This is a genomic window from Georgenia sp. AZ-5, assembly GCF_043952095.1.
GTDB lineage: Bacteria > Actinomycetota > Actinomycetes > Actinomycetales > Actinomycetaceae > Georgenia.
Map to the genome: position 1 here is coordinate 1797900 of NZ_JBINOU010000001.1, position 15167 is coordinate 1813066.

The 15167-nt window shown below is 74.6% G+C and carries 16 protein-coding genes; 12 read left to right on the top strand and 4 right to left on the bottom strand.

Features of this window, described 5'->3' with window-relative positions:
- Positions 1–56: 56 nt before the first annotated feature.
- The 7 genes from ACF0H8_RS08510 (at position 57) to ACF0H8_RS08540 (ending at position 7149) form a co-directional block, all read left to right on the top strand.
- Entirely contained in the window at positions 57–1778 is a 1722-nt protein-coding gene (locus tag ACF0H8_RS08510; RefSeq protein WP_395288513.1) for a DUF222 domain-containing protein, read from the top strand.
- 178 nt (positions 1779–1956) lie between these two features.
- Positions 1957–3114, top strand: a complete 1158-nt coding sequence (locus tag ACF0H8_RS08515) for a histidinol-phosphate transaminase (protein ID WP_395288514.1) — start codon at positions 1957–1959, stop codon at positions 3112–3114.
- On the top strand, positions 3111–3755 hold the full coding sequence (hisB, locus tag ACF0H8_RS08520) for an imidazoleglycerol-phosphate dehydratase HisB (protein ID WP_395288515.1): 645 nt from the start codon (positions 3111–3113) through the stop codon (positions 3753–3755). Before ACF0H8_RS08515 ends, hisB begins: the two co-directional genes overlap by 4 nt.
- The gene (locus ACF0H8_RS08525; protein ID WP_395288516.1) at positions 3752–4636 is read left to right on the top strand and encodes a hypothetical protein; all 885 of its coding nucleotides are present in this window, start codon (positions 3752–3754) and stop codon (positions 4634–4636) included. Before hisB ends, ACF0H8_RS08525 begins: the two co-directional genes overlap by 4 nt.
- Entirely contained in the window at positions 4585–5271 is a 687-nt protein-coding gene (gene hisH / locus ACF0H8_RS08530) for an imidazole glycerol phosphate synthase subunit HisH (RefSeq protein WP_395288517.1), read from the top strand. Before ACF0H8_RS08525 ends, hisH begins: the two co-directional genes overlap by 52 nt.
- Positions 5272–5335: 64 nt before the next feature.
- Entirely contained in the window at positions 5336–6070 is a 735-nt protein-coding gene (gene priA, locus ACF0H8_RS08535; protein WP_395288518.1) for a bifunctional 1-(5-phosphoribosyl)-5-((5-phosphoribosylamino)methylideneamino)imidazole-4-carboxamide isomerase/phosphoribosylanthranilate isomerase PriA, read from the top strand.
- A gap of 35 nt (positions 6071–6105) precedes the next feature.
- Positions 6106–7149, top strand: a complete 1044-nt coding sequence (locus ACF0H8_RS08540; RefSeq protein ID WP_395288519.1) for an SseB family protein — start codon at positions 6106–6108, stop codon at positions 7147–7149.
- A gap of 156 nt (positions 7150–7305) precedes the next feature.
- Here the strand turns inward: ACF0H8_RS08540 and ACF0H8_RS08545 are convergent, their stop codons facing one another.
- The 3 genes from ACF0H8_RS08545 to ACF0H8_RS08555 form a co-directional block, all read right to left on the bottom strand.
- A complete protein-coding gene (locus tag ACF0H8_RS08545; RefSeq protein WP_395288520.1) occupies positions 7306–8973 on the bottom strand; it encodes a cation:proton antiporter in 1668 nt (555 codons plus the stop codon).
- A 399-nt stretch (positions 8974–9372) separates the two neighbouring features.
- Positions 9373–10182: a serine protease gene (locus tag ACF0H8_RS08550; protein ID WP_395288521.1), complete on the bottom strand. Its 810-nt coding sequence runs from the start codon at positions 10180–10182 to the stop codon at positions 9373–9375.
- Positions 10179–10952: a hypothetical protein gene (locus ACF0H8_RS08555; protein ID WP_395288522.1), complete on the bottom strand. Its 774-nt coding sequence runs from the start codon at positions 10950–10952 to the stop codon at positions 10179–10181. The genes ACF0H8_RS08550 and ACF0H8_RS08555 overlap by 4 nt, the downstream gene beginning before the upstream one ends.
- 230 nt (positions 10953–11182) lie before the next feature.
- Between ACF0H8_RS08555 and infC the strand changes: the two genes are divergently transcribed.
- The 5 genes from infC (at position 11183) to ACF0H8_RS08580 (ending at position 14240) form a co-directional block, all read left to right on the top strand.
- A complete protein-coding gene (gene infC, locus ACF0H8_RS08560) occupies positions 11183–11896 on the top strand; it encodes a translation initiation factor IF-3 (protein ID WP_395288523.1) in 714 nt (237 codons plus the stop codon).
- Between the two features lie 89 nt (positions 11897–11985).
- On the top strand, positions 11986–12180 hold the full coding sequence (gene rpmI, locus ACF0H8_RS08565; RefSeq protein ID WP_395288524.1) for a 50S ribosomal protein L35: 195 nt from the start codon (positions 11986–11988) through the stop codon (positions 12178–12180).
- A gap of 29 nt (positions 12181–12209) precedes the next feature.
- On the top strand, positions 12210–12590 hold the full coding sequence (gene rplT, locus ACF0H8_RS08570) for a 50S ribosomal protein L20 (RefSeq protein ID WP_395288525.1): 381 nt from the start codon (positions 12210–12212) through the stop codon (positions 12588–12590).
- A 38-nt stretch (positions 12591–12628) separates the two neighbouring features.
- Positions 12629–13561, top strand: a complete 933-nt coding sequence (locus tag ACF0H8_RS08575; protein ID WP_395288526.1) for a TrmH family RNA methyltransferase — start codon at positions 12629–12631, stop codon at positions 13559–13561.
- On the top strand, positions 13554–14240 hold the full coding sequence (locus ACF0H8_RS08580; protein WP_395288527.1) for a nucleoside/nucleotide kinase family protein: 687 nt from the start codon (positions 13554–13556) through the stop codon (positions 14238–14240). The genes ACF0H8_RS08575 and ACF0H8_RS08580 overlap by 8 nt, the downstream gene beginning before the upstream one ends.
- Before the next feature lie 10 nt (positions 14241–14250).
- Here the strand turns inward: ACF0H8_RS08580 and ACF0H8_RS08585 are convergent, their stop codons facing one another.
- Positions 14251–15111, bottom strand: a complete 861-nt coding sequence (locus ACF0H8_RS08585; protein WP_395288528.1) for a PfkB family carbohydrate kinase — start codon at positions 15109–15111, stop codon at positions 14251–14253.
- Between the last annotated feature and the right edge of the window lie 56 nt (positions 15112–15167).

The following is a 15167-nucleotide window of genomic DNA, read 5'->3' on the forward strand; positions in this document are numbered from 1 at the left end:
GAGGCGCGCGACAGCCGTGATCCCGGAATGTCAGTGGTGGCTCTTAGCGTGGGGTCATGGTCGAGGAGGACGTGGCGGGGCTTCCGCCGGGCGGCGAGGACGGCGCGGTGGGCGCCGTCTCGGTGCTTGAGCGGGCGCTGTCCCGCACGCCCGCGGCGGCCGCGGCGATCGACCTGGCGTATGACTTCCCGTGGCGCACCGCCAAGGAGGCCGAGGCCGGGCGGGTGGTGGTGGAGTACGCCCCGCGGCTGGTCTCGCGGTACGGGATCTCCTCGGCGCGGGCGGTGGCGCTGGAGCACCGGGCGCCGGGCTGGCCGCTGGCCCGGGCCCTGGCCGGGTTGGCCCTGGCGGACGCCGATGACGCGACGGTGGTCGAGGCGATCGCCGGGTGGGAGCGGCTGGCGTCCTGGGCGGCCTCGCAGCAGGCCCGGGCGGTGCTGGAGCTGACCGACCGGCGCGGGCCGTCCACCGCCGGCGCGGCCAGCGCGGCCGCGGAGATCGCCGCCCGCCTGGGCATCACCCACCACGGCGCCGAGGCCAAGCTCGGCTTCGCCTCGGCCCTGGACCTCTACCCCGAGGTCGCCGACGCCCTCACGGCCGGGCGGATCGACAAGCGCAAGGCCGAGGTCCTCGCCGCCACCGAGGCCGGGCTGAGCGTGCCCGAGCAGCGCCGCGTCCTGGCCGACCTGCTCACCCCCACACCCGACACCACCCCCGGCACCGGCGACGCGGCGGATGGCGCTGAGGGCGCGGGGGATGGCGCTGAGGGCGCGGCGGACGGTGCTGAGGGCGCGGCGAACGGCGAGGCGGGCACCGGCGCCGAGTCCGGGGCCGGAGGCCTGGGGCCGGTGGTGGAGGTGGTGGAGGACCTGACCGGCCCGCAGCTGCGGGCCCGGCTGCGCAGGGCCGCGCTGACCACCGGCGGGCCCGCCGCCGGGGCGAAGCGGCGGGCGAAGGCCTTCGCCGACCGGCACGTGAGCATCACCCCCGCCGGGGACGCCATGGCCTGGGTCGTGGCCCTGGTCCGTGCCGACCACGCCGAGGCCACCCGGGTCCTGCTCGACGCCCTGGCCGCCGCCGCCAAGGGCCCGGCCGACCCGCGCACCCTGGACCAGCGCCGCGCCGACGCCCTGACCGACCTGGTCACCACCACCCTGGCCCGCGGCGTGGACCTCACCGGCGCGGAGCTGCCCACCTTCCACGGCACCAAGCCGCACATCCAGGTCACCATCGCCGCCACCACCCTGCTCGGCCTGGACGAGGGCGTCGCCGAGCTCGGCGGCTACGGGCCCATCCCCGCCGACCTCGCCCGCGCCATCGCCGCCGACGCCACCTGGCGCGGGCTGTTCACCGACGCCGCCGGCCACTTCGCCGCCCTGGGCACCAAGGGCTACCGGCCCGGGACGAACCTGACCCGCCAGGTCATCGCCCGCGACGTGGTCTGCACCTTCCCCGGCTGCCGCCAACCGGCCTGGAAGGCCGACCTGGACCACATCAGCGCCTACGACCCCGCCCTGGCCGAGCGCCTCGCCCAGACCACGACCACCCGGCTGCAGGCCCTGTGCCGGCGCCACCACAACCTCAAGACCACCAAGTACTGGACCGCCGTGCGCGACCCCCGCGGCCACATCCGCTGGACCGCCCCCACCGGCCACACCTACACCTCACCACCGCCCACCCCACCGGGCGCCCCACCCCCGCCAACTCCGCCCGACCGTGACCCGCCAGCAAACACCCCGCCCGACCGCGACCCGCCCGACGACCCACCCCCCTTCTAGCCAGACCGAACGACGGCCGCCGCGCTCCGCGGGCTGCCCGACAACCGCCGCCGGCGGGATCCACGCCACCACGGGCAGGCGGCGAGCACCACGTGCTCGCCACCTGCTCTGGAGGGGTACAGCCGTCCGCGCACTGGCCGAGATCCTCGCGCCGTGCGGCGCCGCCTAGACTCGCCCTGTGACCCTCCCTCCCACCACCGAGGCCACCGGCGACCGTGTGCGCCTCCCGCTGCGCGCCGGCCTGGAGGGCCTGGAGCCCTACGGTGCCCCGCAGCTCGACGTCCCGGTGCTGCTGAACGTCAACGAGAACCCCTATCCGCCGTCCGACGCTGTCGTGGCCGACATCGCCGACGCCGTCGCCAAGGCGGCGCACGGGCTGAACCGCTACCCGGACCGCGACTTCGCCGAGCTGCGCTCCGAGCTCGCGGAGTACCTGCGCGCCGAGTCCGGGGTGAGCTTGCGGCCGGAGCAGATCTGGGCCGCCAACGGTTCCAACGAGGTCATGCTGCACCTGCTCCAGGCCTTCGGCGGCACGGGCCGGACCGTCCTGTCGTTCGCGCCGACGTACTCCATGTACCCCGAGTACGCGCGCGACACCCTCACGGGGTGGGTCACGGGCCGCCGGGAGCAGGACTTCACGCTGGACGTCGACCACGTCCGGGCACAGATCGCCGAGCACCGCCCAGCGGTGATCCTGCTCGCCAGCCCGAACAACCCCACCGGCACCGCGCTGGACCTCGCCACCATCGAGGCGGTCTGCGAGGCCGCGGCCGAGTCGGGGCCGACGGGGCCCGACGGCGCGCCGACGGCGTCCGTCGTCGTCGTGGACGAGGCCTACGGGGAGTTCCGCCGCGAGGGCACGCCCAGCGCGCTCACCGTGCTCGACCGGTACCCGCACCTGGCCGTCTCCCGGACGATGTCGAAGGCCTTCGGCATGGCCGGTCTCCGGCTCGGGTACCTGGCCGCCGCGCGCGAGCTGATCGACTACCTGCGGGTCGTGCGCCTGCCCTACCACCTCTCGGCCGTGACCCAGGCGGCCGCGCTGGCCGCGCTGCGGCACCGCGCAGAGCTCATGAGCCAGGTGGCGTCCCTCCGCGCGGAACGCGACGCTCTGGTGGACTGGCTGCGCGGCCACGGGCTCCGCGTGGCAGAGTCGGACGCCAACTTCGTGCTGTTCGGGCTGTTCGACGACCGCCACCAGGTGTGGAATGGTCTGCTGGAACGCGGCGTACTGATCCGTGAGGTCGGGCCCGAGGGCTGGCTGCGGGTGTCCGTCGGGACGCCGCAGGAGACGGCCGCCTTCAAGGCGGCCCTGGAGGAGGTGCTGGGCTGGTGACGCAGCAGGGCGTGGACACGAAGGTGGCCGAGCGGCCCGCGAACGCGCGCACGGCTCGTGTGGCGCGCAAGACGTCGGAGTCCGACGTCCTCGTGGAGGTCAACCTCGACGGCACGGGCCGCACTGACATCTCCACCTCGGTGCCCTTCTACGACCACATGCTCACCGCCCTCGGCAAGCACTCGCTGATCGACCTACGCGTGCACGCCACCGGTGACACCCACATCGACGTGCACCACACCGTCGAGGACGTCGCGATCTCGCTCGGCGAGGCGCTGCGGCAGGCGCTCGGCGACAAGCGTGGGATCGCCCGCTTCGGCGACGCGCTGGTGCCGCTGGACGAGGCGCTGGCCCAGGCCGTCGTCGACGTGTCCGGCCGGCCCTACCTCGTCCACACCGGTGAGCCCGCGGGGCAGGAGTACCACCTCATCGGCGGCCACTTCACCGGCTCCCTGACCCGGCACGTCCTCGAGTCGATCGCGCACCACGCCGACATCTGCCTGCACGTGCGCGTCCTCGCCGGTCGCGACCCGCACCACATCGTCGAGGCCCAGTTCAAGGCCCTGGCACGCGCGCTGCGCGCCGCCGTCGCCCTGGACCCGCGGGTGGAGGGCGTGCCCTCCACCAAGGGAGCACTGTGACCACCAACGACGACCGGCCGGAGCCGGACGACGTGCCGCCGGCGGACGCCGCAGCCGGCCGGGACGACACCGCCGCCGGCGGCGACCCCGCCCGGGGCAGCGGCGGCACCGTGGGCGGCAGCAGAGGCGCGGGGAACGAGGACGACGACGCCACCCGGGGTAGCGGCGTCTCCCGGCGGGGGAGCGAGCCCGCGCCCGGGGACGCACCGTTGACCGAGGAGGAGGTCGAGCGCATGCTCGCCGCGCTCGGCGCGGTGGAGGAGACCACCGAGCCCGGCTCGTCCGACGCCGCCGGCTCGTCGGACGCCGCCGGCTCCCCGGCGCCCGAGCCAGCCGGCCCCGGTGCCGCTCGGGAGCGCCCGGGCTCCATCGCCCTCGTCCTCACCCCCGTCGCGTCGGCCTCCGCCCTCGCGGGGCTGTGCGCCATGAGCGGGATCGACGTCGACGTGGTGCCCTCCGGGTCCGGCGCCATCGCCGTGCTCCAGATCGCCCCGAAGGCGCCCACCGACGAGTGGGACATCTCCGAGCTCATGGGCGCCGACGGCGGAGCCAGCGTGCCGCCCGAGGCGGAGGAGCTGGCCGTCACCCTCTCGAAGCTCCTGCGCGCCGGGGTCCTGCTGCTGACCGCGGAGCTCGCCACCGACGTCGGGATCGAGTCCGGGCTCTCGGGCCAGGTCCACGCCCGGCGCTACACCGGCGGGGAGTCCGACGGCGACGTGCCGGCCGGCCTGATCCTCGCCAGCGCGGACCAGGTGGTGGAGGACCTCGTGCTCGGCCGCGTCCGCCCGGAGGACGTGCGCGGTCACGAGCGCACCGGGAAGCTGCCGAGATGGAAGGCCGCGCGGATGTTCGGTCGGGGCCTGCGAAGGAGGAAGCCATGACCCGTGTGGTCGTCCTGGACTATGGCTCGGGCAACGTGCGCTCCGCCGTGCGCGCCCTCGAGCGGGTCGGTGCGGACGTCGAGCTGACCGCCGACGCCGACGCCGTCGCCGCCGCGGACGGTCTGGTCGTCCCGGGCGTCGGCGCCTTCGCCGCCGTCATGGAGCAGCTGCGCGGGGTGGGCGGCGACCGCCTGATCGAGCGCCGCCTCGCCGGTGGCCGCCCGGTGCTGGGCATCTGCGTCGGCCTGCAGATCATGTTCACGAAGGGCACCGAGCACGGCGTCACCACCGCCGGCCTGGACCAGTGGCCCGGCGAGGTCGAGCGGCTCAAGGCCGACGTCGTCCCGCACATGGGCTGGTCCCCGGTCGAGGCGCCGGAGGGCACCGTGCTCTTCGAGGGCATCGAGGACGAGCGGTTCTACTTCGTGCACTCCTACGGCGTCCAGACGGACCCGGCCGAGGCGCTGCGCGGCGACACCCCGCTGCGCGAGCCGCTGGTCACCTGGGCCGAGCACGGCTCCCGGTTCGTGGCGGCCGTGGAGAACGGCGCGCTGTCCGCAACCCAGTTTCACCCCGAGAAGTCGGGCGACGCCGGCGCGCAGCTGCTGCGCAACTGGGTCACGTCCCTGGACTGACGGCCGGGCCGCCACCCGCCCACCGGCCGAGCCAACGTCGAGAAGAGAGAGAAGTACACACCGCATGAGCACACCGCGCCTGGAGCTGCTGCCCGCCGTCGACGTCGTGAACGGTCAGGCCGTCCGGCTCTTCCAGGGGGAGGCCGGTTCGGAGACCGCCTACGGCGACCCGGCGGAGGCCGCCCGGGCCTGGGCCGAGGAGGGCGCCGAGTGGATCCACCTCGTCGACCTCGACGCCGCCTTCGGCCGCGGCAGCAACCACGACCTGCTCGCGCGGATCGTCTCCGAGCTGGACGTCAAGGTCGAGCTCTCCGGCGGCATCCGGGACGACGGGTCCCTCGAGCGGGCCCTCGGCTCGGGCGCCCGCCGGGTGAACCTCGGCACGGCGGCCCTGGAGAATCCCGAGTGGACGTCCAAGGTCATCGCCGAGCACGGCGACCGGGTCGCGGTGGGCCTGGACGTGCGCGGCACCACGCTGGCCGCACGGGGCTGGACCCGCGAGGGCGGCGACCTGTGGGAGGTGCTGGCCCGCCTCGAGGCGGACGGGTGCGCCCGCTACGTCGTCACCGACGTCACCAAGGACGGCACGCTGCGCGGCCCGAACGTCGAGCTGCTGCGCGAGGTGTGCGCCCGCACCGAGGCCCCCGTCGTGGCCTCCGGGGGGATCGCCAACCTCCACGACATCGAGGCACTGCGCGAGCTCACCGCCATCGGCGTGGAGGGCGCGATCGTGGGCAAGGCCCTGTACTCCGGCGCCTTCACGCTGACCGAGGCGCTCGACGTCGCCGGCCGGCCGTGAGCTGGCGGCGACGCCGTCCCGCGCCTGGGCAGGACGTGCACGACGCGGGGCCGACCGCTGGGGGCCTAACCGGTGAGGGCGCGACCGGTGCCGCCCCGGCTGCCGACGACGCGACCGGTGCCGCCCCGGCTGGCGACGACGCGACCGGTGCCGCCGGCGCCCCGGCAGGTGCTGCCGACGCCGCGGAGAGCGCCGGGCACGACCACGCCCATCACGTCCTGGCCGGCCACGAGCGGGTGGCGCCGGGAGCCCGTCCGCCGCTGCGCATCGCCGAGGGCCTGACCGCGGCGTCGCTCGCCGGGCCCGCCGACTCCGCGGGGCAACCCTGGGCCGGCCGGGTCCTCAAGTCCAACCCGTTCTCGGGCGACGACGGGAAGGTGCAGCCGGCCATGGCCGCCGCACTGGCCCAGACCGACCCCGCCGAGCGGCTGCGCGCCGTCGTCGAGGCGCTGCGCACCGGACGCGTGCTGGTCCCGGTCGTCGCCCACGAGCACCCGGGGACGGACGCGGAGGGCCACGTCGCCGCGCACGACCCCGACAAGCTCCGCACCGGTGACCGTGCGGCCGACGCGATGGCCTCGGCGGCCATGGTGTCGGTGCGCACGGCGGACGGGCGTGCCGCCCTGCCGGTCTTCTCCAGCGTCGAGGCGCTGCTGGCGTGGGACCGCACCGCGCGGCCGGTGCCCGTGGAGGCCACACGCGCCGCGCTGTCGGCGGTGGGCGAGGCCGACTCCCTCGTGGTGCTCGACCCGGGCACCGAGCGCGCCGTCCTGGTTCCCCGTCCCGCCGTGTGGGCCCTTGCCCAGCAGCGGCCGTGGACGCCGTCGTGGGAGGACCCCGAGCTGCCGGGCCTGGTGACGGCGGCGCTGCGCGGCATCACGGGGCTGGTCGGGATCCGCCTCGAGCGCGGCGGCCGTGCCGAGCTGCGGGTGGTGCTCGCCGTCCGCGCCGGGCTGACACCCGAGCAGCTGCAGGACGCCGTCGCGCGGGCCGGCCGCGCGCTGTCGGAGGACGCCGCCGTGCGTGAGCGAGTCGACTCCCTCGAGCTGTATCCCGTCGCCGCGGCGGGGGAGGCGTAGTCAAATTCCGTCGCCGCGGCTCGGGGCTTAGGGCGTGTCTCTTGATTCCATGGCCCAGATGGTGATGGCGCGCAGGATGACGCCGCCGCGGTAGGTCAGGGCGAGCTTGCCGTAACGGGTGGCCAGCGCGCGCCATTGCCAACGCGGCCCGCCCGCTCAGCTGTCCGCCCCTCCACCATCCTCCCTGAACCCCTTCCGCTCCAGGTTTCTCAGGACGAGCGCGAGCGAGTCGCGGGCGGCCACGGCGTGGGGTTGAAGCACGTGGTGGGCACCGGCGGCGTCGAGCAGCTCGGCGTCCATCTCCGTGGAGGCGGTCACCACCACCGGCCCGTCGTACCCGGCCGCGCGGAGCGAGTGCAGCAGGGCGGTGGCAACGCCGCGGTCCGGGATGGTGCTCACGACGCACCGCGCGTCGCGCAACGGCAGTTCACGGATGAGTTCAGGCTCCTCGGCGTCCCCGTAGAGTACGTCGACGTCGCCTTCGTGGAGCGCCGTCAGCGCGGCCGGGTTGTGATCCACCACGAGCACGTGATGGCCGGCCTCTCGCAACTGGTGCGCGAGGCGGCCGCCGTGCCGCCCGCCGCCGAAGACCACGACGTCGGCCGTCCGCGGCGGTTGGGTGGTCTCTGTCCGCAGATGGTGGCGCCGCTCGAAGATCGTGAGCCGGTCCGCGAGCACTCGGTAGAGCGGGTGAGAGTAGATGATGAGGTAGGTCGACAGCCCGATGGTGATGAGCCCCACGAGCGTGATGAGGCCGACGGTGTCGACGTCGATGTGCCCGAGGGTCAGTCCTAGGGCTGCGAGGATGAGTGAGAACTCACTTATCTGGGCCACAGTGAGGCCCGCGAGGAAGCCCACGCGCTTGCGGTAGCCCATGATGCCCATGAGCACCATGACGATGAACGGGTTGCCGATGAGGACGAACGCCGAGAGCACAAGTGCCGGCCCGATCTGGTAGCCCGTCCCCGCCAGGTCGAGGCGCGAGCCGAGATCGATGAAGAAGAAGAGGAGGAGGAAGTCCCGCAGCGTGACGAGGCGGGAGCCGATCGCTTCCCGGTAGGGCGTCGAGGCGAGCGAGACCCCGCCTAGAAAGGCGCCCACCTCGCGGCTGAAACCGAGGACATCACCCAGTGCCGCTAGCGCGACCGCCCAGGCGAGCGCCGCGAGCACGAGCAACTCGTGGGACCCGGCCAGCCCCCCGAACAGGCGCGGCAGCACCCACCGGCTAGCAACAGCGACGGAGCCCAGGAACAGCACACCTTTGACAACGACGAGCGCGATCGAGAGGCCCAGCGGCCGCCCGTCCTCCGCGGCGAAGGCCGTCAGCGCGATCATCGCGAGGACGACCACAATGTCCTGGACGATGAGAAAGCCGACAGCGATGCGGCCGTGCAGCGTGTCGAGCTCCCGCTTGTCGGACAGAAGCTTGACGATGATGATCGTCGAGGAGAACGTCAGCGCAACGGCTACGTACACCGCCGGCAGCGGCGCCAGCCCCAGGAGAATCCCGATCCAGTAGCCGATCAGCGAGGTGAAGACCACCTGGCCGAGGCCTGTCACGACGGCGACGGCGCCCGTCGTGCGGATGAGCTGGACGTCAAGCTTCAGTCCCACGAGGAAAAGGAGGACTGCGATACCCAGTTCGGCCAGGATCACGACGCCGCTGCTCTCCTCTACCCACCCGAGCGCGGCCGGGCCCACCAGCACACCGGCGGCGATGAAAGCGACGATGAGAGGCTGGCGGAGCCGGGAGGCGACAGCACCGACGGCCGCGGCGACGAGCAGCACAAGCGCCACGGTGATGAATGTGCTCTCCTCAGACACCGCCCTCACCTCCGGTGCTCCCAACCTACGGGCGGGCGGCGCACGGGCCATGGGTTTCGGCGCCCACCCGACGCGGGGGGTGCTAGCGCACGGTCATCGCGGCACCGGGTTGGGCCCCTGGCCCGTGCTTCCCTTTCGGCCGCTGCTCATGGCGTCTCACGCGCAAGATCTTCACTTGTGGGGCTGTCGCTGGAGGATGTCGCACGGAGGCTGGGGGATCACGTCGCCGTGCTGGGCATCATCGACGACCAAACACCCGAGCTTGAGGATGCCGACCGGCGAACCCGGCCAGGCACCCGGCTCGTGATGGCCGCGGGCGCGCCATCACAACCCCATACCGACCCGCGCTCCTAGCCGGGCTTCGTCGCCGCGGCGTGCCGCCCGACCGGCCCCCGGGAATCAGGCGCAGGGCTCCAGCGGCGCGAAGGCCGCCTCGTCCGCCAGGAGGCCGGAGAGCACGCTGAGCGGCACGAGGAAGCTGTGCCCGTTGTCGTCGGCGGCGTAGACCACCCCGACCACCCGCCCGTCCGCGTCGAGCGCCGCGCTTCCCGAGCTGCCCGGCACCGCCTCGGCGTCGGTGACGATCACGTCGCCCATGCCCGTGCCGAGCGGGTCCGGGACGGTGTCGAGGACGTGGCCGCTGCTGGTCGTCAGGCGGCCCCCGCTGGGATAACCCACCACGGTCACCGGCGTGCCGGCGGCCGGGTCCGTCTCGGCGAGGCCCGGCACCTGGGGGAGCGGCTCCGTCGTGCGCACCAGCGCAAGGTCGGCCACCTGGGCGGAGCTGACCGAGACGACGTCGAGGTCCCGGCCGTCGTAGGTGGACACCTGGAGCTCGGCCGAACCCTCGACGACGTGCCGGTTGGTGACCACGGTGTGCTCGTCGAGGGCGAAGCCGGAGCCGGTCGAGAGCGTGCCGCACCCGACGTTGCGGACCCGCACCGCCATCCGCTCGGCGGCCGCCACGCCGTCCGGGGTGAGCGACCCGCTCTCGCCCACGCGGGGCGCCGCCACCTCCGGGACGTAGGACGACGGCATCTCCCCGGGCATCGGGGGCAGGACCCCGCAGCCCGCCAGCGCCGCGCACAGCGCCGCGGCGGACGCCAGCCGGCGAGCCGGGGACCCGACGTGGCGCCGGAGCATCCCGGACGCCGGCCGCTCCCGGCCTGCCGGGCCCGCGAGCGGGCGCCCGCCCGGCCCGGCCCTCACCGGTCCAGCTCGCGCTGCAGTTCGGCGTTGGCCTCCACGGCCTGGTCGCAGAACACCGTCACGTCGGCCTCGAACTGCTGCAGCTGGGCCTGGTCGTACCGGTCCGGCTCGCGCAGGTACCCGATCAGCTCCTCCTGCCCGGATACGCACTGCTGGAGCGCCGACGCCACGGACGCCGCCGCCGCCGAGACCTGGGCCTGATACTCGGCCAGCTGGCGCTGGATCTCCCGGTCGTCGCCCGTCTGGGCCTTCTCGTCGGCGAGCTCGACGATGCGGTCCTCCGCCGCCTGCAGCTGGCTGCGCGCCGTGCCGAGCTCGGTGGTGCGCTGGTCGAGGTCCGCCTGCGCCTGGGCGAGCTGGGCGCCCAGGTCGGCGGCGGTGGCGTCGAGGGCCTCGGCGCGGTCGGACCACGCCCGGGCGAGCGCACCGAGGTACACCGCACCGCCCAGTGCCGCGACCAGCATGACCGTCAGGACCACGACGGGCCACCGGCGGGGGCGACGGCGCTCGCCGGGAGGGAGGTCGGTTCCGGGCGAGCCGGCGAGCTGCGGGACGACGACGGCGCCCGGGTCGGCGGGCTCTGCAACGCGGTCGTAGGTCGGGGCCTCGGCCGGGCGTGGGACGGCGTCGCCCGGCTCGCCGGCGGTGCGGGAGTCCCAGTGGCGTGCCTCGGGACGGAGGCCTTCGTCGCCCGCCGCTGGAGCCTGCGCTGCGGTGTCCCCGGGCTCCCCGCGCACGGGCAGCCGTGTGGTCGGCCTCTCGTCGCTCATCACCGGGCCCCGGTGGATTCGGGCGTCATGCGTGGTAGTCTTGCAGATCGACCGACCTGGTCGGCTGCGCCGTGCGCGCGGCACGACTGGGTGCGCAAGTGGAGATTCTCCCACCTGGGTCTCGACAGTCCGAAAGGACGACAGGGGCCGGGTCAGGTCAGCGAGGGTGTTCCCTCGTGCGCACGCGGCGCCGTCAGGCGTCGCATGCGCGTCGACCTCGAGGCCTCCGCGTGCGCTGCACGACGGAGGCCTTCTTCGTCTCAGGGTCGCAGCAGACACGAGATAGAGGAGTCAGCATCAGCGAGCCCCGCATCAACGACCGGATCCGCGTGCCCGAGGTGCGTCTTGTCGGACCCGCCGGCGAGCAGGTTGGCGTCGTCCGGGTGGAGGACGCCCTGCGCCTGGCCCAGGAGGCCGACCTCGACCTGGTCGAGGTGGCCCCCGACGCGCATCCGCCCGTGTGCAAGCTCATGGACTACGGCAAGTTCAAGTACGAGTCCGCGATGAAGGCACGCGACGCGCGTCGTAATCAGGCCAACACGGTCCTCAAGGAGATCCGCTTCCGCCTCAAGATCGACCCGCACGACTACGAGACCAAGAAGGGTCACGTCGTCCGGTTCCTCAAGGGTGGCGACAAGGTCAAGGTCATGATCATGTTCCGCGGCCGCGAGCAGTCGCGCCCGGAGATGGGCATGCGTCTGCTGCAGCGCCTGGCCGACGACGTGGCCGACCTCGGCTCCGTCGAGTCCGCGCCGCGCCTGGACGGGCGGAACATGACCATGGTGATCGGTCCGCACAAGAAGAAGGCCGAGGCGAAGAGCGAGCAGCGCCGCAAGCGCGAGGAGGAGCGCGCCGCGAAGGAGGCGAGCCCCGACGCCGCTGCGGCCCCCGCGCCCGCCGACGTCGCGGGCGAGGCGGCCGCCGCCGAGCCCAGCGCCTCCTAGGCGCACCGAAGACAGCAAGGACGCCCTGGCCCCCGCCGGGTCCAGGGCAGGACAGACCTGCGCCCAGGCGCAGCAACCGAGGGACGAACATGCCGAAGATGAAGACGCACTCCGGTGCGAAGAAGCGCTTCCGGACGACCGGCAGCGGCAAGCTGATGCGGGAGCAGGCCAACAAGCGTCACCTGCTCGAGCACAAGTCGAGCCGGCGCACCCGCCGCCTCGCGCAGGACCAGGTTGTCGCGACCGCCGACGTCAAGAAGATCAAGAAGCTGCTCGGCAAGTAACGCCGCCCCGAACCTAGAAGGAGACTGACGTGGCACGCGTCAAGCGGGCGGTCAACGCCCAGAAGAAGCGCCGGACGACCCTCGAGCGCGCCAGCGGTTACCGCGGCCAGCGCTCGCGCCTGTACCGCAAGGCGAAGGAGCAGGTCACCCACTCGATGACCTACGCCTACCGCGACCGCCGGGCGCGCAAGGGCGACTTCCGCCGTCTGTGGATCCAGCGCATCAACGCCGCGGTGCGCGCGGAGGGCATGACCTACAACCGCTTCATCCAGGGCCTCCACGCCGCTGGTGTCGAGGTCGACCGCCGCATGCTCGCCGAGCTGGCCGTCAGCGACCCCGCCGCGTTCAACGCGCTGGTCGCCACCGCCAGGGAGGCCCTGCCGGCGGACGTGAACGCCCCGGCCGCCTGAGCCGGACGGACCACCGCCCCCACGGGCGGAGCCCACACATGACCGAGCGCCTGGACGCCCAGCTGACCAACCCCCGCTCCGAGCGGGTCCGTAGGGTCGCTGGACTGTCCAGGCGCTCGGCGCGTTCCCGGCACGGCCAGTTCCTCGTCGAGGGGCCGCAGGGCGTGCGCGAGGCCGTCCGCCACGCCGCCGCCCAGGTCCGGGACGTCTACCTGACGCCGGCCGCCGGGCGCCGCTACCCCGAGATCGCCGGCGAGGCGCGGGCGGCGGGCCTGTACGTCCACACCGGCACCGCCGAGGTGCTGGCGGCGATGAGCGCCGACGCCCAGGGCGTGCTCGCCGTCCTCGACAGCGCCGGTTCGACCACGTCCGCCACGCTCGCCGACCTGGCGGACCTGCGAGGCGGCGCCGGCCCCCGCCTGGTCGCGGTTCTCGCCCAGGCGAACGACCCCGGCAACGCCGGCACCGTCATCCGCGCCGCGGACGCGGCCGGCGCGGACGCCGTCGTCCTCGCCGCCGGCAGCGTGGAGGTGCTCAACCCCAAGGTGGTGCGCTCTACCGCCGGCTCGCTCTTCCACCTGCCCGTCGTCTCCGGCCCGGCGCTGGAGGAGACGCTGGCGGCCCTGCGCGCCGCGGCCGCCCGCCCGGCCGTGCTGGCCGCGGACGGGTCGGGGGAGTGGGACCTCGACGAGCTGCAGGACCGCGCCCACACCGGGGCGCTGGGCGCGCTCACCGGCTGGGACGACGAGCTGGCCGCCACCTCGCTCGTGGCGCCGGACCTCGCCGCCCCCACCGTCTGGCTCTTCGGCAACGAGGCCCACGGGCTCGACGACGCCCAGCGCCGGGCGTGCGACGCCGTCGTGCGCGTCCCCGTGCACGGGCGCGCCGAGTCTCTCAACCTCGCCATGGCCGCGACCCTGTGCCTGTACGCCTCCGCGCGGGCGCAGCGGCGCCAGACCGGCCGTGGCTGAGCGTCTGGACGCAGCCCCCGCGGACCTCGGCGCGCTGGTCGACCGGGTCGCGGCCGTGCGGCGGCGCGGGGGAGCGGGCCGCGCGGGCCGGGCGCTCATCGGCCTCGTCGGCGCGCCGGGCGCGGGCAAGTCGACCGTCGCCGGCCTCCTCGCCCGCGCGCTGGAGATCGGGGGCACCCCGTGCGCCGTCGTCGGCATGGACGGCTTCCACCTGGCGCAGCGTGAGCTCGACCGGCTGGGCCGGGCGGACCGCAAGGGCGCTCCGGACACCTTCGACGCCGAGGGGTACGTGGCCCTGGTGCGGCGCATCCGCGTGCAGCGGCCGGACTCGCCCATCGTCTACGCCCCGCTCTTCGACCGCCACCTCGAGGAGCCGATCGGCAGCGCGGTCCCCGTCCCCGCCGCCACGCCGGTGGTGCTGACCGAGGGCAACTACCTGCTACTGGACGCCGAGCCGTGGCGCCGGCTCCCACGGCTGCTGGACGAGACGTGGTACGTGGAGGTCGACGACGCCGACCGGCGCGAGCGGCTGCTCGCCCGCCACCTCGCGCACGGCCGCAGCGCCGACGTGGCGCGCGCCTTCGCGCACGGCTCCGACGAGCGCAACGCCGAGCTCATCGCGGCGACGCGCGAGCGCGCCGACGTCGTGGTGCGCTGGCGAACGACGACGGGCGCCTGAGGCCGTAGCGCTAGCCGCGTCCCGCCCACCCCATCGCGCCGGCGTGACGCACGGACCGGGTCGCCACGCGCGTCCCCTCCGCGAGCGCGCCGCGCCACGCGGCCCCCGCCGCCAGGTGGAACGCCACGGCGCCGTGCAGCACGTCGCCGGCGCCCAGGGTGTCCACGACCTCGGCGGCCGGCACGTGCGCGACCTCGATGCGCTCGCGCGTGCCGTCGCCCACCGCCTCGACCGGACCGGCGCCGTGCGACTGCGCCACCACCGGCGGCCCCAGCGCGGCGACCGCGTCCAGCAGGTCGGTGTCCGCCGGGCGCCCCGGCACGTCGAAGTCGCCGGACACCAGCGCCAGGTCCACGTGCGCCAGCACCGCCTCCAGCCCCGGCTTCCACGAGCCGCCGTCGAGGAGGACGGCGCAGCCGCGGCCACGGGCGGCGCGCGCGAGCACCGTCTGGGCCGGGAGCAGATGCCCGTCGACGAGCAGCGCGCCGGCGCCGTCCAGCACGGCGGGGTCGGGCTCGCGCACCCGGCGCCCCACCGCGTTGGTGGAGACCACCGCGCGCTGGCCGGTGGCGGCGGTGACCAGCACGGTCGACAGCGCGGGCCCCGCGTCGTCGTCGGCGAGGTCCACCACGTCCACGCCCTCGGTGGCCAGGCCGGCGCGGACGAGCCCGGCCAGCGGCCCCTGGCCGACGGCGGTCACGAGCGTGGTGCGGGCGCCGAGCGCGGCCGCGGTGCGGGCCGCATTGGCGGCCGGGCCGCCGACCGCGACGTCCACGGACCGGGCGACGACCTTCTCGTCCGAACCCGGCACCCGCTCGACCACCTGCGTCACGTCGAGCGTCGTCAGCCCGCAGCACACCACCGTCGTCACGTTCGCGATCGTGCCACGGGAGATCGGGGATGGTTCTTTACGGCACGGCCCCGTGA

Coding starts and splice junctions, on each gene's coding strand:
- priA (WP_395288518.1), top strand. CDS start 5,336: ATGAGCACACCGCGCCTGGAGCTGCTGCCCGCCGTCGACGTCGTGAAC.
- ACF0H8_RS08510 (WP_395288513.1), top strand. CDS start 57: ATGGTCGAGGAGGACGTGGCGGGGCTTCCGCCGGGCGGCGAGGACGGC.
- ACF0H8_RS08555 (WP_395288522.1), bottom strand. CDS start 10,952: ATGAGCGACGAGAGGCCGACCACACGGCTGCCCGTGCGCGGGGAGCCC.
- ACF0H8_RS08575 (WP_395288526.1), top strand. CDS start 12,629: ATGACCGAGCGCCTGGACGCCCAGCTGACCAACCCCCGCTCCGAGCGG.
- hisH (WP_395288517.1), top strand. CDS start 4,585: ATGGAAGGCCGCGCGGATGTTCGGTCGGGGCCTGCGAAGGAGGAAGCC.
- rpmI (WP_395288524.1), top strand. CDS start 11,986: ATGCCGAAGATGAAGACGCACTCCGGTGCGAAGAAGCGCTTCCGGACG.